Annotated in this window: 15 protein-coding genes; 4 read left to right on the forward strand and 11 right to left on the reverse strand. The window is 64.6% G+C overall.

Features of this window, described 5'->3' with window-relative positions; translation table 11 throughout:
- Positions 1-19 precede the first annotated feature (19 nt).
- The 4 genes from FHS75_RS12850 to FHS75_RS12865 all read right to left on the reverse strand — a co-directional run bounded on the left by FHS75_RS12850 (position 20) and on the right by FHS75_RS12865 (position 4,363).
- The gene (locus FHS75_RS12850; protein WP_179408073.1) at positions 20-667 is read right to left on the reverse strand and encodes a protein-L-isoaspartate(D-aspartate) O-methyltransferase; all 648 of its coding nucleotides are present in this window, start codon (positions 665-667) and stop codon (positions 20-22) included.
- Between the two features lie 116 nt (positions 668-783).
- On the reverse strand, positions 784-2,433 hold the full coding sequence (gene groL / locus FHS75_RS12855; RefSeq protein ID WP_179408074.1) for a chaperonin GroEL: 1,650 nt from the start codon (positions 2,431-2,433) through the stop codon (positions 784-786).
- A 49-nt stretch (positions 2,434-2,482) separates the two neighbouring features.
- Positions 2,483-2,770, reverse strand: a complete 288-nt coding sequence (gene groES / locus FHS75_RS12860) for a co-chaperone GroES (protein WP_179408075.1) — start codon at positions 2,768-2,770, stop codon at positions 2,483-2,485.
- 168 nt (positions 2,771-2,938) lie between these two features.
- Positions 2,939-4,363 (reverse strand): MATE family efflux transporter, encoded by a 1,425-nt coding sequence (locus FHS75_RS12865; RefSeq protein ID WP_179408076.1) that lies wholly within the window; start codon positions 4,361-4,363, stop codon positions 2,939-2,941.
- A gap of 125 nt (positions 4,364-4,488) precedes the next feature.
- Between FHS75_RS12865 and FHS75_RS12870 the strand changes: the two genes are divergently transcribed.
- The gene (locus FHS75_RS12870) at positions 4,489-5,034 is read left to right on the forward strand and encodes an acyloxyacyl hydrolase (protein WP_179408077.1); all 546 of its coding nucleotides are present in this window, start codon (positions 4,489-4,491) and stop codon (positions 5,032-5,034) included.
- On the opposite strand, the gene FHS75_RS12875 is transcribed toward FHS75_RS12870, so the two are convergent.
- From FHS75_RS12875 to FHS75_RS12905, 7 genes are all read right to left on the reverse strand, one after another.
- Entirely contained in the window at positions 5,031-5,495 is a 465-nt protein-coding gene (locus FHS75_RS12875; protein ID WP_179408078.1) for a CYTH domain-containing protein, read from the reverse strand. The two genes, FHS75_RS12870 and FHS75_RS12875, sit on opposite strands and share 4 nt — an antisense overlap.
- Before the next feature lie 4 nt (positions 5,496-5,499).
- Positions 5,500-6,423 carry a CHAD domain-containing protein gene (locus FHS75_RS17920; RefSeq protein WP_179408079.1) on the reverse strand — a complete coding sequence of 308 codons (924 nt, stop codon included), beginning with the start codon at positions 6,421-6,423 and terminating at the stop codon, positions 5,500-5,502.
- Between the two features lie 184 nt (positions 6,424-6,607).
- Positions 6,608-6,991, reverse strand: coding sequence for a 50S ribosomal protein L7/L12 (gene rplL / locus FHS75_RS12885; RefSeq protein ID WP_179408080.1), 384 nt, complete (start codon positions 6,989-6,991; stop codon positions 6,608-6,610).
- A gap of 60 nt (positions 6,992-7,051) precedes the next feature.
- Complete coding sequence (gene rplJ, locus FHS75_RS12890; RefSeq protein ID WP_179408081.1) at positions 7,052-7,567, reverse strand: 50S ribosomal protein L10; 516 nt, start codon at positions 7,565-7,567, stop codon at positions 7,052-7,054.
- A 319-nt stretch (positions 7,568-7,886) separates the two neighbouring features.
- Positions 7,887-8,117 (reverse strand): helix-turn-helix domain-containing protein, encoded by a 231-nt coding sequence (locus FHS75_RS12895; RefSeq protein WP_179408082.1) that lies wholly within the window; start codon positions 8,115-8,117, stop codon positions 7,887-7,889.
- On the reverse strand, positions 8,117-8,668 hold the full coding sequence (locus FHS75_RS12900) for a DUF2975 domain-containing protein (protein ID WP_179408083.1): 552 nt from the start codon (positions 8,666-8,668) through the stop codon (positions 8,117-8,119). Before FHS75_RS12900 ends, FHS75_RS12895 begins: the two co-directional genes overlap by 1 nt.
- A 14-nt stretch (positions 8,669-8,682) precedes the next feature.
- A complete protein-coding gene (locus FHS75_RS12905) occupies positions 8,683-8,856 on the reverse strand; it encodes a hypothetical protein (protein ID WP_179408084.1) in 174 nt (57 codons plus the stop codon).
- Between the two features lie 395 nt (positions 8,857-9,251).
- Between FHS75_RS12905 and rpoB the strand changes: the two genes are divergently transcribed.
- From rpoB to rpoC, 3 genes are read left to right on the forward strand one after another with little or no spacing between them, the layout of a single operon-like run.
- Positions 9,252-13,442: a DNA-directed RNA polymerase subunit beta gene (gene rpoB, locus FHS75_RS12910; protein ID WP_179408085.1), complete on the forward strand. Its 4,191-nt coding sequence runs from the start codon at positions 9,252-9,254 to the stop codon at positions 13,440-13,442.
- Complete coding sequence (locus FHS75_RS12915; protein ID WP_179408086.1) at positions 13,439-13,666, forward strand: hypothetical protein; 228 nt, start codon at positions 13,439-13,441, stop codon at positions 13,664-13,666. The genes rpoB and FHS75_RS12915 overlap by 4 nt, the downstream gene beginning before the upstream one ends.
- Before the next feature lie 25 nt (positions 13,667-13,691).
- Entirely contained in the window at positions 13,692-18,002 is a 4,311-nt protein-coding gene (gene rpoC / locus FHS75_RS12920) for a DNA-directed RNA polymerase subunit beta' (protein WP_179408087.1), read from the forward strand.
- Positions 18,003-18,030: the final 28 nt, after the last annotated feature.

Consider the following 18,030-nt stretch of genomic DNA (forward strand, 5'->3'; position numbering starts at 1 on the left):
AAATTTGGATTCGCCGCTGCTATCCGTCGCCGCTGCCGTCGACGAGAGGCACGAAGCGAACGGGCAGGAGATCCTGTGTCTCCCACGCCTCCTCGCCAGTTCGCTCGATACGCTGGAGCGATTGCATGTCGCCGCCGCCAACGGGAATTACCAGCCTGCCGCCGACCCGAAGCTGGCGTTTCAGGGCCATGGGGACATCCGTGCTGCGTGCTGCGACAAGAATCGCATCGAAGGGCGCCTCACCGGGCAGTCCGCCGCTGCCGTCGCCAGATATGACGTGGGCATTGTCGTATCCAAGGTCCTCCAGGCGGCGACGTGCAGCCTCGGCGAGTGTGGCGTGCCGTTCGATCGCGAATACGGTTCCGGCGATGCGCGACAGGACCGCCGCAGCGTAACCCGAACCGGCTCCGACTTCGAGGACCCTGTCGCCGGCCTCCGGCGACGCCGCCTCGATCATCAATGCCACGATGTAGGGCTGCGAGATTGTCTGGCCTTCATCGATCGGCAGAGGAGAATCGTCGTAGGCGGATGCCGCCAGGGCTTCAGGCACGAAAGCCTCGCGAGGAACTTCGCGCATCGCGCGCAGGACTTGCGGATCGCAAATGCCGCGGCCCGCAAGCTGCCGCTCGACCATTGCCGCGCGCCGGATTTCCGCCTCGCGCTCCATCTGCCTGCATCCTCCTTGTGAGGCGGGAAGATGACATGCGCAGGCAAAAAGGAAAGGGCCGGGAAGCGCTTGCTCCCCGGCCCCACCTGTTTTTGCGAATGGTCGCCTGGTTCGGCTCAGAAGCCGCCCATGCCGCCCATTCCGCCCATGCCGCCCATGTCGGGCATCGCCGGGGCGGGCTTGTCATCGGGCTTCTCGCCGACCGCCGCTTCGGTGGTGATGAGAAGGCCGGCGACCGAAGCCGCGTCCTGAAGGGCGGTACGCACGACCTTGGTCGGGTCGATCACGCCGGCGTTCACGAGGTTCTCGTACGTGTCGGTCGCGGCGTTGAAGCCCATCGTGTCGTCGTTGCCGTCGGTCAGCTTGCCCGCGACGACAGCGCCGTCGAAGCCGGCATTCTCGGCGATCTGGCGAACCGGGGCCTGAAGCGCACGGCGAACGATGTCGATGCCGCGGGTCTGGTCCTCGTTGTCGCCCTTGAGACCTTCGAGCGCCTTCGTGGCGTAAAGCAGCGCGGTACCGCCGCCCGGCACGATGCCTTCCTCTACCGCGGCGCGGGTGGCGTGGAGAGCGTCGTCGACGCGGTCCTTGCGCTCCTTCACCTCGACTTCGGTGGCACCGCCGACCTTGATCACGGCAACGCCGCCGGCGAGCTTGGCGAGACGCTCCTGCAGCTTCTCGCGGTCGTAGTCGCTGGTCGTGGTCTCGATCTGCGAACGGATCTGCTCGACGCGCGCCTTGATGTCATCGGCCGAACCGGCACCGTCGACGATGGTCGTGTTGTCCTTGTCGATCGTGACCTTCTTGGCCTCGCCCAGCATGTTGAGCGTGACGTTCTCGAGCTTGATGCCGAGGTCCTCGGAGATCATCTCGCCCGAAGTCAGCGTCGCGATGTCGCCCAGCATGGCCTTGCGGCGATCGCCGAAGCCCGGAGCCTTGACCGCCGCGACCTTGAGGCCGCCGCGCAGCTTGTTGACGACGAGCGTGGCGAGCGCCTCGCCCTCGATGTCCTCGGCGATGATGAGCAGCGGACGGCCCGACTGCACCACGGCCTCGAGAATCGGCAGCATCGACTGCAGGTTCGACAGCTTCTTCTCGTGGATGAGGATGTAGGGGCTGTCGAGTTCGACGGTCATCTTGTCGGGATTGGTGACGAAGTACGGCGAGAGGTAGCCGCGGTCGAACTGCATGCCTTCGACGACGTCGAGTTCGAATTCGAGACCCTTGGCCTCCTCGACGGTGATCACGCCTTCCTTGCCGACCTTTTCCATTGCCTCGGCGATCTTCTCGCCGACTTCCTTGTCGCCGTTGGCCGAGATGATGCCGACCTGCGCGATCTCGGAGGAACCGGAGACGTCCTTCGAACGGCTCTTGAGGTTCTCGACGACCTTGGTGACGGCCTGGTCGATGCCGCGCTTCAGGTCCATCGGGTTCATGCCGGCCGAAACCGACTTCATGCCCTCGCGAACGATCGACTGCGCCAGAACCGTGGCGGTGGTGGTGCCGTCACCGGCGACGTCGTTGGTTTTCGAGGCCACTTCGCGCACCATCTGCGCGCCCATGTTCTCGAACTTGTCCTTGAGCTCGATTTCCTTGGCGACGGTGACGCCGTCCTTGGTGATGCGCGGAGCACCGAAGCTCTTCTCGATGACCACGTTGCGACCCTTGGGGCCGAGCGTGACCTTTACGGCGTTGGCCAGCGTATCGACACCGGCGAGGATGCGTTCGCGCGCGTCGCGCGAGAATTTGACGTCCTTGGCTGCCATGATTTCAGTCCTTTCGAATTAGGTTTGGGAAGGTGTTCGCGAACCGTGCTCAGGCGATGACGCCGAGGATGTCGCTTTCCTTCATGATCAGCAGGTCTTCGCCATCGACCTTGACTTCGGTGCCCGACCACTTGCCGAAAAGCACCCGGTCACCCACCTTGACGTCGAGCGCGACACGCTTGCCGGCATCGTCGCGGGCGCCTTCGCCGGCGGCGACGATCTCACCTTCGGCGGGCTTTTCCTTGGCGCTGTCGGGAATGATGATGCCGCCGGCCGTCTTTTCCTCGGCCTCGACGCGGCGCACGAGAACACGGTCGTGCAGCGGACGGAAACTCATGGATTTCTCCCTCATCCAATGAACAAAACATCTGTTGGCACTCTCATCCGGAGAGTGCCAGCGGCGCGCATATGGGTGGCTGTTCATCCGCCGTCAAGCGGCGCAGTGAGGAAAATTTTGGCGACGGGAAGCCGTCGCGTGCCAGATGCCGGCAGCCGGCCCGGCAGGTCAATAGGCGACGAGCGGAGCCGGCTCTCCGGCGGGGCGGCCCGTCAGCCCGAGGCGGTCGCGCCGCGTCCAGCGCCTTACCAGCAGAAACGCAGCGACGACGAGGCCCGTTGCCAGCCCCAGCCATATGCCGATACCCGCCAGTTCCGCGCCGAAGCCAAGGCCCATCGCGATCCCGAAGCCCGGCACCCAGTAGGAAAAGACGGCGATCCACATCGGCACGCGCGTGTCCTGCAGGCCGCGCAGCGCTCCCGCGGCCACCGCCTGCAATCCGTCGAAAAGCTGGAACGCCGCCGCAACCGTCAGGTAGCGCAGCGCGAAAACCAGAAGCGTGGCATTCTCGGGCGCATCGACATCGACGTAGATCGAAATCAGCGCCTTCGGAACGATCAGCATGGCGAGAGCCGTACACGCCATGAACAGCGTCCCGACGACGATCGCCGACCATCCCGCGCGGGCCATGCCGACCGGATCGCGCGCGCCGTAGTAATAGCCGACGCGGATCGTCGCGGCCTGCCCTATGCCGAACGGCACCTGGAACGCGAGCGCGGCGATCTGCAGGGCGACGGTATGCGCGGCCAGCTCAAGCGCGCCGAACCGGCCCATCATGAACGCGGCCGCCGAAAAGATGCCGCCCTCGGCCACGATGGTCAGTCCGATCGGCGTGCCGATGCGGATCAGGTCGACAAGGCGATCGCGGTCCGGTCGCCACCACTTGCCAAGGATGCGATAGCGCGCGAGCCGGCGATCGAGCGCAATCACGGCGACATAGGCGAGCACGGTTAGCACCGAGGTGATCAGCGTCGCCAGTCCCGCACCGACGAGGCCAAGCGCGGGCATGCCGAAATTGCCGAAGATCAGCGCGTAATTGGCAAAGGCGTTCACGAAGATCCCGCCTGCCGTGATAAGTGTCGCGAACAGTGCCCGGTCGAGCGCGGAGACGAAATTGCGCAACACGTTCGCGAGCAGCATCGGGATCAGCGACCAGACGAGAATTGCCATGTACTCGCTGCCGAGCGCGGTGATGCGCGGTTCCTGCCCCGTCAGGCGCATGAAGGGACCGGCGGTCATGCACAGTGCCATGCCGAGCGCGCCCGAAAGCACGGCCAGCCACAGCGCCATCCGGGTCGTACGCCGCACCGGGCGCAGCGCCGGCGCACGCCGCCCGAGCTCGGCCGAGATCATCGGCGCAACCGCTCCGGTCAGTCCCGAGAGTGCCCAGAAGATCAGGCCGAAATAGCTGACCGAAAGCGCCGATGCCGCCAGCGGCTCCTCCCCCAGCCGGGCGATGAAGATGACGTCGATGGCGTAGGTAAGCATCTGCAGCAGGTTCGCGAGCGCGAGCGGCCACGAAAGCCGGAGCGTCGCGCCGAACTCGCCGCGCCAGGATCGCGGCCGGGATGGAAGGATGGCTGAACGATCCATGGCAGGCCGCCGCATAGGCGAGTGCGCCATCGATAAAAACCGATGTGACGCAGTGCAGGCTCATTCGCTTCAGCTTGCGGCAAGCATGTCACAGGCAGGGCGGCCACCGTTCAGAAGGAGACCCGATGTCGCTTCGCTATTTCGCGCCGCTTGTCGCCGCCGCACTGGCCACCGCGTCCACGCCCGCTCTCGCTGACGAGATGTTCGTGGGCGTCTATGCCCATGAGGTCGATACGCCCTTCACGCTGCGTGTCGAAGAGGATGGCGTGGACATCGCCGCCGGCTATCGCTTCGAACCGGTAGATGGCCTGCGCGCGATCGGCCGTCCGGCGCCCTACGTGATCGCCTCGGTCAACACGGCGGGCGACACCTCGTTCGCGGGCGGCGGGCTGAGCTGGACCATCGGCAAGGGCCCGGTCTACGTGCGGCCGGCCATCGGCATCGTGGTGCACGACGGTGACACACATCGATACGACACGGTAACCGGCAAGGACCGGGGGCTGGGCAGCAGGGTGCTGTTCGAGCCCGAAATCGGCATCGGCTATCGCCTGAACGAGCGTGTTTCCGTGGAAGCGAGCTGGATGCACATCAGCCATGCCCGGCTGTTCGATTCCGACCAGAACCCGGGCATCGACATGATCGGGCTCCGGCTGGTCTTCCGCACCCGTTAACCGGTCCTTGCGAGCACCGAGTTGTAATAGCGCCCGTCGCCGGTGACTTCCTCGCCGAGCCATCCGGGCAAGTCGATTTCGCCGCTCCCGTCACCGTCCTCGAATTCGACTTCGGCAAGAATCAATCCTTCGAGATCGCCCTCGAACACGTCGACTTCCCAGTGCCGACCGTCCTCGCGCGGGACGATGTAGCGGCGCTTCTCGATCATGCGCCCCTCGCGAAAGCGCATCATCTCCCTCGCATCGGGAACGGGGATCGAATACTCGAATTCGCTGCGCACCTTCTCGGCGTTGCCCGACTTGACCGTCAGCCGCGCCTTTTGGCCATCGGTCACGCGTATGCGGACTTCCACGTCTTCGCGCTGCGCCAGGTAGCACTGCACGATGTGCAGGCAGTCGGTGGCCTTGTCGCGCCAGCCGTCACCGGTGACGAGGAACTTGCGTTCGATCTCGCTTGCCACGGGGTCAACCTCCCTCCAGCTTCGATGTGCCCTTGCCTTCGGAAAGCCAGACGCCCCACAGCGCACCCAGATGCGCGGCAAGGTCTTCGGGGCTCTGGGCGAGAAGGCGTTGGACGCGGGGCCAGCCCTGCTCCTCCAACGCCATCTTGCGCCCCCGCGCGAGGCCGATCGCGGTTTCGACGTTGCGCGGATCGCCATAGTCGTGCGGGTTCGCCGCAAGCTGCTCCTCGAAGACGGAAAGGTCGTGGTGGTCGCCGAATATGTCGGACAGTTCCTTTGCGAGCTTCTGGCGCTGCTCCATCATGTCGGGCCAGACGTTCTCGAGCAGGCGCGAGTGGTACCAGTGATACTTGATCCGCTTGCGAAGTTCGTGGAACGCGTCGGGTCCGGGACAGCACCGCGCCTCTTCGGCGGCATCGCGTGCGCGGCCGTAGGTCTTGGCCAGCCCGCCGGCCACCGCGTCCCATCCTTTGGCGTCGAGCGACCAGTCCCGTGACCGCTCGCGCGCCTCGAGCAGCCGGGACCGCGCCTCGTCCAGCGCGTCCCCGATATCGCCTTGGCTGACCGTCGCCTTGCGATCCATGGTAAAACGCCGCCGGATGGAGCCGAGCGCGCGGCGATCCACCTGCCCGCGAAAGTGATGCATAAGCTCGTCGTAGGTGTCCTGCATCACCTTGGCATCGCGCGCCTCGGAAATCAGGCGGGCGGTGTCGCGGAACGCCTCGTTCTCGTCGCCGTAGCCATCGAAGGCGGGGCGCACGAGACGGATCAGCCCGCGCAGCTTCTTGCAGCGCTTGCGAACGTCGTGAACGGCGTCGGGCCGGTCGAGCTTCTCGATCGAATGCAGCGCCTTGCCGATCTGTTCGCCGGCGATGCGGCGCAAGGCGTCCTGGACGGAATTGTCCTTGCTCTTGATACGGTATGCCATCGTGCGCTCCTAACGGCTCGGACGGCCAGCTTCAGCAAAAATGGCACAATTGTCACAAAAATGTAATTCGGGTGCTCCCGCACGAAAAAGGGCGGCCCGAACGGACCGCCCCTTCCCGGTGATCTGCGCCGAAGCATTCGCTCCGGGCACGATCGAGGTCTTTGCAGGCTTGCGCCCGCGCAGATTACTTGAGCTCGACGGTGCCGCCGGCTTCCTCGATCTTCTTCTTGATCTCTTCGGCTTCCGCCTTGTTCACGCCTTCCTTGACGGGCTTGGGCGCGCCTTCGACGAGCGCCTTGGCATCGGCAAGGCCGAGACCGGTGATGGCGCGGACTTCCTTGATGACCTGGATCTTCTTGCCACCGTCGCCGGTGAGGACCACGTCGAATTCGTCCTTTTCCTCGGCAGCGGCATCGCCGCCACCGGCGCCGCCAGCGGCGGGACCGGCAACCGCGACGGCGGCAGCGGCGGAAACGCCCCATGCCTCTTCGAGGGCCTTGGCGAGGTCGGCCGCCTCGAGGACGGTCAGCTGCGAAAGTTCGTCAACAAGCTTCTGGATATCAGCCATTTCAATTCACTCCTGAAAATCGGGTCCGGGACGCATCCCGGTGCATTCGTCTGAACTGTCTTATGCGGCTTCCTTGGCGCCGTAGGCACCGAAGACGCGGGCCAGCTTGGCCGCCGGAGCGGTCGAGAGCTGGGCAATCTTCGTCGCCGGGGCGTTGACGAGGCCAACAAGCTTTGCCCGCAGTTCATCGAGCGAGGGCATCGAGGCGAGCGCCTTTACCCCTGCTTCGTCGAGAACCTGCGTGCCCATCGAACCGCCGACGATCTCGAGCTTGTCGGTCGTCTTGGCGAAGTCGACCACGACTTTCGCCGCCGCCACGGGGTCGACCGAAGTCGCCAGCGCGGTGGGTCCGGTGAGCATGTCGTCGATACCGGCATAGTCGGTGTCGGCGATGGCACGCTTGGCAAGACGGTTCTTCGCTACCTTGTAGGCCGCGCCGGCTTCACGCATCTTCGTGCGCAGATCGGTGGACTGGGCCACCGACATGCCGAGGTTGCGGGTGACAACCACCACGCCGACCTCGTTGAAGACTTCGCTGAGCTGGGCGACCGATTCGGCTTTCTGCGAACGATCCATGCCTTACTCCTTCACTATGGCCACGGACTGCATGTCCGCGACCGGCTACGTTTCCCGCGCCGCGGTGGCTTTCGCCGCCGCGAAACGGATGGGTCCGCCGATGGGGAAGGAGGCCCTGCAAAACGCAGGAAAGGCACCCGCGCATCGAGAGCGAAGGAGCCAATGGAATTCTCTGTCCCCGTCTAGGCCGGAAATTAAGAGGGCCGAAGCGCCCTCACCGACTGTCTCGGACGGTCGATCGGCAAGCGAGCCTGCCGGTCCGGGCGGGCCAATGGCGAAAGCGGCGCGAAAAGTCAAGCCTCGCGCCGCTTCCGTTGCCTTACTCCGCGGCCTCGTAGGCGAGCAGGTCGCCCGGCTGGCAATCGAGTTCGCGGCAGATCGCCTCGAGCGTCGAGAAGCGGATAGCCTTGGCCTTGCCGGTCTTGAGGATCGACAGGTTGGCGAGCGTCAACCCGACACGCTCGGCCAGTTCGGTGAGCGTCATGCGGCGCTCGTAAAGCAGGTCGTCGAGTTTCACCACGATCGTGCCCTCCCTGGTTTCCGGGTCCATCACACGGTCCCTTCGAGTTCTTCACGCATTTCGGCGCCCTTGCGGAACACCCGCGCGAGGATGAAGAGGACCAGGACGAGCAGCAGCCCGTTCATGTCCACGCCGCCTTCCATGACGACCGTGTCGCCCTTGTCGCGGATCTCCTCGGTGACGTTGAGGATCCATATACCGATCCCGGCCATGGGAATTGTGATCACCTGGATCGCAAGGACCAGCCATGCCATGCTGGTCAGACGCCCGGCGTTGACCGGAACGAAGGGATCGCCCTCTCCGACAGTGTCGACGATGCGCTTGAGCAGCTGGAACACGCGGAACAGCATGGCGAGGAGGCCGGCCGCCAGCGCAAGGATCAATGTCACCGCCAGCAGGAACTGCGACGTCGGAAAGTCCGCCCCCTTCTCTGCCAGCTCGATCGCCACTTCGGACTGGAAAATCCAGATCGCCGGTATCACGACGAGGCAGACGACGGCCGCGAAGGCCATCACCGCCATCAGGAAAAGCAGCAGGCCCTTGGCGACGGCAAGGAGCGGGTCTCTGGTAATTGCATTCATGCCCCTGCTCCCGTTCACATCATCACCGGCAGCGTCGCCGATGCGACGAGTGCCGGGGCGCTTGCGGCGGGCGGTGAACGGTATGCGGTATTCGCCCCCGGCACGGCATCGAGGGTGGGAACCCAGAACGTCGCCATGACGGCGACGGCCATGACCATGGCCAGCGGGCGGTTCGAAGTCTGTGTCATTGCTCGTTCTCCGATAAGGCTGATATCGACATTCAATAAACCGATTCGCTCTTATCGTCAATCGATAATATTGAAAAACGATATGCCGCTGATCGTTTGGCGATATCCCGACCTTGCGGGATCATCAGATGTCCGCGGTTTGACAGCGACGCGGGCCGCTCCTATATCCCGCCCCGACCGGATTGCTTCGAGCAAGGCACGCCTTACGCGGGGGCGTCGCCAGGGATGGAAGCCCGGTTTCCCGTGAGACCCGAACGAAGCTGCAGTCCGGCGCCGCCACAGGTACGCGCCCACCCTGCGGCCTTTTCGCGTTTCACCTCCCGCCCATTGACGGTTTTCCCGCCGCGGCACGCCTTGCGCGCCCGGCCCGATTCGAGACGAGGCGAATTTCTCACATGGCGACCAAGGCGAAGACACCGAATTCTTCCGGCCCCCTTCCCGGCAGCAAGAAAAAGCGCATCCGCAAGATCTTCGGCGACATCCACGAAGTGGTGCAGATGCCGAACCTGATCGAGGTGCAGCGCGAATCGTACGAGCAGTTCCTGCGCTCCGATCCAGCGACCGGGTACGTCTCGGGCCTTGAAAAGACGCTGCGCTCGGTCTTCCCGATCCGCGATTTCGCCGGCACCAGCGAACTCGACTTCGTGCACTACGAGCTCGAGGATCCCAAGTACGACACGACCGAGTGTCGCCAGCGCGGCAACACCTACGCCGCGCCGATGAAGGTCACGCTGCGCCTGATCGTGTTCGAGGTCGACGCCGAAACCGAGGCGCGCTCCGTGCTCGATATCAAGGAGCAGGACGTCTACATGGGCGACATGCCGCTCATGACCGAGAACGGCACCTTCATCGTCAACGGCACCGAGCGTGTGATCGTCTCGCAGATGCACCGTTCGCCGGGCGTCCTGTTCGATCATGACCGCGGCAAGACGCACTCTTCGGGCAAGTTCCTGTTCGCCGCCCGAGTGATCCCGTATCGCGGCTCCTGGCTCGACTTCGAGTTCGACGCCAAGGACATCGTCAACGTGCGCATCGACCGCAAGCGCAAGCTGCCGGTCACCGCGCTGCTCTACGCGCTCGGCCTCGACAGCGAGCAGATTCTCGACCACTTCTACGAAACCGTCACCTGGGCACGCGGCGAAGGCGGCTGGCGCCTGCCGTTCGTTCCCGAGCAGTGGCGCGGCTCGAAGCCCGCGTTCGACATCGTCGATGCCGGCTCGGGCGAGGTGATCTTCCCCGCCGGGCAGAAGATCAGCCCGCGTGCCGCCAACAAGGCGCAGAAGGACGGCCTTGCCGAACTGCTCATCCCGACCGAGGAAATCTTCGGCCGCTATTCCGCCAAGGACCTGATCGACGAATCGACCGGCCGCATCTGGATCGAGGCCGGCGAGGAAGTGACGCCCGAAAATCTCGAGGCGCTGGACAAGGCAGGCGTCGACCGGCTCGAGCTGCTCGACATCGACCACGTCAACACCGGCCCGTGGATGCGCAACACCCTCGCCGCCGACAAGGCCGAGAACCGCGACATGGGCCTGGAGGCGATCTACAAGGTCATGCGTCCGGGCGAGCCGCCGACGAAGGAAACCGCAGAAGCGCTGTTCGAGGGGCTGTTCTTCGACGGCGAGCGCTACGACCTTTCCGCTGTCGGCCGCGTCAAGCTCAACATGCGCCTCGGCCTCGATGCCGAGGACACGGTCACCACACTGCGCACCGAGGACATCCTCGCCGTCGTCAAGGAACTGGTCGACCTCAAGGACGGCAAGGGCGAGATCGACGACATCGACAACCTGGGCAACCGGCGCGTGCGTTCGGTCGGCGAATTGCTGGAGAACCAGTACCGCGTCGGCCTGCTGCGCATGGAACGCGCGGTGAAGGAGCGGATGAGCAGCGTCGACGTGTCGACCGTCATGCCGAACGATCTTATCAACGCAAAGCCGGCAGTGGCCGCGGTGCGCGAGTTCTTCGGCTCGTCGCAGCTCTCGCAGTTCATGGACCAGACCAACCCGCTGTCCGAAGTCACTCACAAGCGCCGTGTCTCGGCGCTCGGCCCGGGCGGCCTCACGCGTGAGCGCGCGGGCTTCGAAGTCCGCGACGTCCACCCGACGCACTATGGTCGCATCTGCCCGATCGAGACGCCGGAAGGCCCGAACATCGGCCTGATCAACTCGCTCTCCACCTTCGCGCGGGTCAACAAGTACGGCTTCATCGAAACGCCGTACCGCACGCTGACCGACGGCAGGGTGTCGGGCGAGGTCAAGTACCTCTCCGCGATGGAAGAGCAGAAGCACACCGTCGCGCAGGCCTCGGCCGAGCTCGACGGCGACGGCAAGTTCGTCGAGGACCTCGTGTCGACCCGCCAGAACGGCGAGTTCACGCTGTCGCCGAGCGACCAGGTCACGCTGATGGACGTCAGCCCCAAGCAGCTGGTGTCGGTCGCGGCCTCGCTGATCCCGTTCCTGGAGAACGACGACGCCAACCGCGCGCTGATGGGCTCGAACATGCAGCGCCAGGCGGTGCCGCTGGTCAAGGCCGAGGCGCCCTTCGTCGGTACCGGCATGGAAGAGACCGTGGCTCGCGATTCGGGCGCCGCGATCGCTGCCCTGCGCGGAGGCATCATCGACCAGGTCGACGCCACGCGTATCGTCATCCGCGCTTCGGGCGATGTCGAGCCGGGCCAGTCGGGCGTCGATATCTACACGCTCCAGAAGTTCCAGCGCTCGAACCAGAACACCTGCGTCAACCAGCGTCCGCTCGTCAAGGTGGGCGACGTGGTCGAGGCGGGCGACATTATCGCCGACGGTCCCTCGACCGACATGGGCGAACTGGCGCTGGGCCGGAACAGCCTCGTCGCGTTCATGCCGTGGAACGGCTACAACTACGAGGACTCGATCCTGATCTCCGAGCGGATCGTGAAGGACGACGTCTTCACCTCGATCCATATCGAGGAATTCGAGGTCATGGCCCGCGACACCAAGCTGGGCCCCGAAGACATCACCCGCGACATCCCGAACGTCGGCGAGGAAGCCCTGCGCAACCTAGACGAAGCTGGCATCGTCTACATCGGCGCCGAAGTGCATCCGGGCGACATCCTCGTCGGCAAGATCACCCCGAAAGGCGAAAGCCCGATGACGCCGGAGGAAAAGCTCCTTCGCGCGATCTTCGGCGAGAAGGCCAGCGACGTGCGCGACACCTCGCTCCGCCTGCCGCCGGGCGTTGCCGGGACGATCGTGGAGGTGCGGGTCTTCAACCGTCACGGCATCGAGATCGACGACCGTACCCGCGCCATCCAGAACGAGGAAATCGAACGCCTTGCCAAGGACCGCGAGGACGAGCGCGCGATCCTCAACCGCGCCACCTACAACCGACTGCGCGAAATGCTGCTCGGCCAGGTGGCGACCGCCGCGCCCAAGAGCGTGAAGAAGGGCTCGGACATCACCGAGGAAGTGCTGGCCGAGGTCGAGAAGCACGAATGGTGGAAGTTCGCCGTCGCCGACGACGCGCGGCAGACCCAGCTCGAAGCGGTCAAGACGCAGTACGACGAGACCGTCAAGGCGATCCAGGACAAGTTCGAGGACCGCAAGGAAAAGCTCGAACGCGGTGACGAACTGGCGCCGGGCGTGCTCAAGATGGTCAAGGTCTTCGTCGCGGTGAAGCGCAAGCTGCAGCCGGGCGACAAGATGGCCGGCCGTCACGGCAACAAGGGCGTCATCAGCCGCATTCTCCCGGTCGAGGACATGCCGTTCCTCGAGGACGGCACCCCGGTCGACGTCGTGCTCAACCCGCTGGGCGTGCCATCGCGCATGAACGTGGGGCAGATCTTCGAGACGCACCTTGGCTGGGCCGCGCGCGGCCTCGGCCAGCAGATCGCACAGCAGCTCGAGGACTGGCGCGAGGCCAATCCCGATCCGGAAGCGGCCGCGCCGCCCGCCGCGATCGTCGAGAAGCTGAAGGACGTCTACGGCGAGAACTACCACGCCGACATCGACAGCCGCACGACCGGCGAAGTGATCGAACTGGCCGGCAACCTCGTCACCGGCGTCCCGATGGGCACCCCGGTGTTCGACGGCGCGAAGGAAGCCGATGTCACGACAATGCTCGAAAAGGCAGGCTACGATTCGAGCGGCCAGTCGACCCTGTTCGACGGACGCACCGGCGAGGCCTTCGACCGCAAGGTTACGGTGGGCATCATCTACATGCTCAAGCTGCACCACCTCGTCGACGACAAGATCCACGCCCGCTCGATCGGCCCCTACTCGCTCGTCACCCAGCAGCCGCTGGGCGGCAAGGCGCAGTTCGGCGGCCAGCGCTTCGGCGAAATGGAGGTCTGGGCGCTCCAGGCCTACGGCGCGGCATATACCTTGCAGGAAATGCTGACGGTGAAGTCCGACGACGTGGTCGGCCGCACCAAGGTCTACGAGGCGATCGTCAAGGGCGACGACACCTTCGAGGCCGGCATTCCCGAGAGCTTCAACGTGCTCGTCAAGGAAATGCGCTCGCTCGGCCTCAACGTCGAACTCTCCTCGCTCAACGAGGACGGAGACGAAGAGGATGAGGACGACGACGGCATGGCGATTGCGGCGGAGTGAGCCTCATTGTGCATCCAGATAGCGTGATCGCCAGAGCGCCGAAGCCGATCGCCATTATGGCAGGTTTTTGGCTTCTCATCATTGGCGGCCTGTTGTCATGGATTTTGAAGAACGGCGGTGGTTCGGCTTGGGTAATTATCCCACTGGCTTGCATGACCATCGTGTTTTTCGCGCTGCTGAGCTTGTCTCTGTTGCAAATCGCGATCCCCGGACGCGGCAATTAATTCACCCCTCACAGGGAATTGAAAAATGAACGACCTGACCAAATTCACCAACCAGATGGCGAAGCCCGAAACCTTCGACCAGATCCAGATCGGCCTCGCCAGCCCCGAGCGCATCCGTTCATGGTCCTTCGGCGAGATCAAGAAGCCCGAGACGATCAACTACCGCACGTTCAAGCCCGAACGCGACGGCCTGTTCTGCGCGCGCATCTTTGGTCCGGTGAAGGACTACGAGTGCCTGTGCGGCAAGTACAAGCGCATGAAGTACAAGGGCGTCGTGTGCGAGAAGTGCGGCGTCGAGGTTACCGTCACCAAGGTGCGCCGCGAGCGCATGGGCCACATCGAGCTGGCCGCGCCAGTCGCGCACATCTGGTTCCTGAAGTCGCTGCCCTCGCGTATCGGCCTCCTTCTCGACATGCAGCTCAAGCAGCTCGAGCGCGTGCTCTACTTCGAAAGCTACGTTGTCATCGAGCCGGGGCTTACCCCGCTCGAGAAGTACCAGCTGCTGACCGAGGACGAGCTTCTCGACGCGCAGGACGAGTATGGCGAGGACAGCTTCTCCGCCGGGATCGGCGCCGAGGCGGTCAAGATCATGCTCATGGACCTCGACCTCGAGCAGGAGAAGGAAGACCTGCTCAAGGAACTGGCCGAAACCAAGTCCGAGCTCAAGCCGAAGAAGATCATCAAGCGTCTCAAGGTCGTCGAGAGCTTCATCGAATCGGGCAATCGCCCCGAATGGATGATCCTCGAGGTCGTGCCGGTCATCCCGCCCGAACTGCGCCCGCTCGTCCCGCTCGACGGCGGCCGCTTCGCGACGTCGGACCTCAACGATCTCTACCGCCGCGTGATCAACCGCAACAACCGCCTCAAGCGCCTGATGGAGCTGCGTGCGCCGGACATCATCGTCCGCAACGAAAAGCGCATGCTGCAGGAAGCCGTCGACGCACTGTTCGACAACGGCCGCCGCGGCCGCGTCATCACCGGCGCCAACAAGCGTCCGCTGAAGTCGCTGTCCGACATGCTCAAGGGCAAGCAGGGCCGCTTCCGCCAGAACCTGCTCGGCAAGCGCGTCGACTATTCGGGCCGTTCGGTCATCGTGACCGGTCCGGAATTGAAGCTGCACCAGTGCGGCCTGCCGAAGAAGATGGCGCTCGAGCTGTTCAAGCCGTTCATCTACGCCCGCCTCGACGCCAAGGGTCTTTCGATGACTCTCAAGCAGGCGAAGAAATGGGTCGAGAAGGAGCGCAAGGAAGTCTGGGACATTCTCGACGAAGTCATTCGCGAGCACCCGGTACTTCTCAACCGCGCGCCGACGCTTCACCGCCTCGGCATCCAGGCTTTCGAGCCGGTCCTCATCGAAGGCAAGGCGATCCAGCTGCACCCGCTCGTCTGCTCGGCCTTCAACGCCGACTTCGACGGTGACCAGATGGCCGTCCACGTGCCGCTTTCGCTGGAAGCCCAGCTCGAAGCGCGCGTGCTGATGATGTCGACCAACAACATCCTGTCGCCCGCGAACGGCAAGCCGATCATTGTGCCTTCGCAGGACATGGTGCTGGGGCTCTACTACCTGTCGATGGACCGCGAGGGCGAGCCCGGCGAGGGCATGCTGCTCACCGACATGGCCGAGGTGCACCAGGCACTGGAAACCAAGGCCGTGACGCTTCACTCCAAGATCACGACCCGCGTCCCGCAAACCGACGAGAAGGGCAACGAATACCTCAAGCGGTTCGAGACCACGCCGGGCCGCATGCTCATCGGCGAATGCCTGCCCAAGAGCCACAAGGTGCCATTCGAGATCGTCAACAAGCTCCTTACCAAGAAGGACATCGGCGACGTCATCGACCAGGTCTACCGCCACACCGGTCAGAAGGACACGGTGCTGTTCGCCGACGCGATCATGAGCCTCGGCTTCCGCCACGCGTTCAAGGCCGGCATCTCGTTCGGCAAGGACGACATGATCATCCCCGACAGCAAGGAAGCGCTGGTCGAGGAAACCAAGGCGCTCGTGGCCGACTACGAGCAGCAGTACCAGGACGGCCTGATCACCCAGCAGGAAAAGTACAACAAGGTGATCGACGCCTGGAGCCGCTGCGGCGACCAGGTCGCGGCCGCCATGATGGACGAGATCAAGGCGACGCCGAAGGACGAGAACGGCCGTGAGGCGCCGATCAACTCGATCTACATGATGAGCCACTCGGGCGCGCGTGGTTCGCCGGCGCAGATGAAGCAGCTCGCCGGCATGCGCGGCCTGATGGCCAAGCCTTCGGGCGAGATCATCGAGACCCCGATCATCTCGAACTTCAAGGAGGGCCTGACCGTCCTCGAGTACTTCAACTCGACCCACGGCGCCCGCAAGGGCCTGGCCGACACCGCGCTGAAGACGGCGAACTCGGGCTACCTGACCCGCCGTCTCGTCGACGTGTCGCAGGACTGCGTCATCGTCGAGGAGGACTGCAAGACCGAGAACGCGCTCGAAATGCGTGCCATCATTCAGGGCGGTTCGGTCATCGCCTCGCTTTCCGAGCGCATTCTCGGCCGCACGCTGGCCGAGGACATCGTCGACAAGGACGGCAAGATGGTCATCAAGAACGGCACGCTGCTCGACGAGCCGGCCGTGAAGGCCATCGAGGACGCGGGCGTCCAGGCGACACGCATTCGCTCGCCGCTCGTCTGCGAGGCCGAGCAGGGCGTCTGCGCCAAGTGCTACGGACGTGACCTTGCCCGCGGCACGCCGGTCAACATCGGCGAAGCGGTCGGCGTCATCGCGGCGCAGTCGATCGGCGAGCCGGGCACGCAGCTCACGATGCGGACCTTCCACATCGGCGGCGCGGCGCAGCTCAACGAAACGAGCCACCTCGAATCGATCTGCGACGGTACCGTCAACTACCGCGACATGCCCACCATCATGGACAAGCGCGGTCGCCGCCTGTCGCTCGCCCGCAACGGCGAGATCGTCATCCTCGATTCCGAAGGCCGCGAGCGCGCCATGCACCGTGTGCCCTACGGCACCGTACTTCTCCACGAGGACGGCGCCGAGGTGAAGGAGAGCGAACGCCTCGCCGAATGGGACCCGTTCACGCTGCCGATCATCACCGAGACGAGCGGCGTCGTGAAGTACCAGGACCTCGAGGACGGCAAGACTCTCGAGGAACGCACCGACGAAGCGACCGGTATCGCGCAGCGCGTGGTTACCGAGAACCGCTCGACGGGCCGGAAGAAGAAGGAGGACCTGCGTCCCCGCCTGACCCTTCTTGACGAGGATTCGGGCGAGGCCGCGCGCTACATGCTGGCGCCGGGCACGACGCTTTCGGTCGAGGACGGCCAGACGGTCGAGGCGGGCGACATCCTTGCCCGTGCTTCGCGCGAGGCAGCCAAGACCCGCGACATCACCGGCGGTCTGCCGCGCGTCGCGGAACTGTTCGAGGCCCGCAAGCCCAAGGACAACGCGATCATCGCGAAGATCTCGGGCCGCGTCGAATTCGTTCGCGACTACAAGGCCAAGCGCAAGATCGCGATCGTTCCGGAAGAGGGCGATCCGGTGGAATACCTGATCCCCAAGGCCAAGGTGATCGATGTCCAGGAAGGCGACTTCGTCAAGAAGGGCGACAACCTGATTTCGGGCAGCCCCGATCCGCACGACATCCTCGAGGTGCTCGGCGTCGAGGCACTGGCCGAATACCTCGTGTCGGAGATCCAGGAAGTCTACCGCCTGCAGGGCGTGAAGATCAACGACAAGCACATCGAGGTGATCGTTCGCCAGATGCTGCAGAAGGTCGAGATCACCGATGGCGGCGACACCACGCTGCTGCCGGGCGAGCAGGTCGACTACGAGGAGATGAACGAGATCAACTCGAAGCTGGCCAAGAACCAGAAACCTGCCGAAGGCAAGCCGGTTCTTCTCGGCATCACCAAGGCCTCGCTCCAGACGCGTTCGTTCATCTCTGCCGCGTCCTTCCAGGAGACCACCCGCGTGCTCACGCAGGCGGCCGTCGAGGGCAAGCGCGACTCGCTGATCGGCCTCAAGGAGAACGTCATCGTCGGGCGGCTCATCCCGGCAGGTACCGGTGCCGGCATGAACCGCGTCCGCGTTGCCGCATCGAGCCGCGATGCCGCGCTGCGCGCCCAGTATCGCAAGATGCAGGAAGCGCTCGTGGCCGCGCAGTCCGCCGAGGAGGAGCATGAGGCCGAACTCCGGCGAGATCCCGCCGACGACCTCGGCGACGATCCGCTGGCGGCGGTCGAGGGCGAGACCCACGGCACCGATGCCGACGCCGGCGAGTACCTGAACCCCGAAGCGGCCGACGAACCCGCGACGGACGGCGACGAAGAGCAGCAGTAAGCTCGGCATCGCCGGTTGGAAAGGAAGG

The organism is Novosphingobium marinum (assembly GCF_013408095.1).
GTDB lineage: Bacteria > Pseudomonadota > Alphaproteobacteria > Sphingomonadales > Sphingomonadaceae > Novosphingobium > Novosphingobium marinum.

Coding starts and splice junctions, on each gene's coding strand:
- FHS75_RS12850 (WP_179408073.1), bottom strand. CDS start 667: ATGGAGCGCGAGGCGGAAATCCGGCGCGCGGCAATGGTCGAGCGGCAG.
- groL (WP_179408074.1), bottom strand. CDS start 2,433: ATGGCAGCCAAGGACGTCAAATTCTCGCGCGACGCGCGCGAACGCATC.
- groES (WP_179408075.1), bottom strand. CDS start 2,770: ATGAGTTTCCGTCCGCTGCACGACCGTGTTCTCGTGCGCCGCGTCGAG.
- FHS75_RS12865 (WP_179408076.1), bottom strand. CDS start 4,363: ATGGATCGTTCAGCCATCCTTCCATCCCGGCCGCGATCCTGGCGCGGC.
- FHS75_RS12870 (WP_179408077.1), top strand. CDS start 4,489: ATGTCGCTTCGCTATTTCGCGCCGCTTGTCGCCGCCGCACTGGCCACC.
- FHS75_RS17920 (WP_179408079.1), bottom strand. CDS start 6,423: ATGGCATACCGTATCAAGAGCAAGGACAATTCCGTCCAGGACGCCTTG.
- rplL (WP_179408080.1), bottom strand. CDS start 6,991: ATGGCTGATATCCAGAAGCTTGTTGACGAACTTTCGCAGCTGACCGTC.
- rplJ (WP_179408081.1), bottom strand. CDS start 7,567: ATGGATCGTTCGCAGAAAGCCGAATCGGTCGCCCAGCTCAGCGAAGTC.
- FHS75_RS12895 (WP_179408082.1), bottom strand. CDS start 8,117: ATGGACCCGGAAACCAGGGAGGGCACGATCGTGGTGAAACTCGACGAC.
- FHS75_RS12900 (WP_179408083.1), bottom strand. CDS start 8,668: ATGAATGCAATTACCAGAGACCCGCTCCTTGCCGTCGCCAAGGGCCTG.
- FHS75_RS12905 (WP_179408084.1), bottom strand. CDS start 8,856: ATGACACAGACTTCGAACCGCCCGCTGGCCATGGTCATGGCCGTCGCC.
- rpoB (WP_179408085.1), top strand. CDS start 9,252: ATGGCGACCAAGGCGAAGACACCGAATTCTTCCGGCCCCCTTCCCGGC.
- rpoC (WP_179408087.1), top strand. CDS start 13,692: ATGAACGACCTGACCAAATTCACCAACCAGATGGCGAAGCCCGAAACC.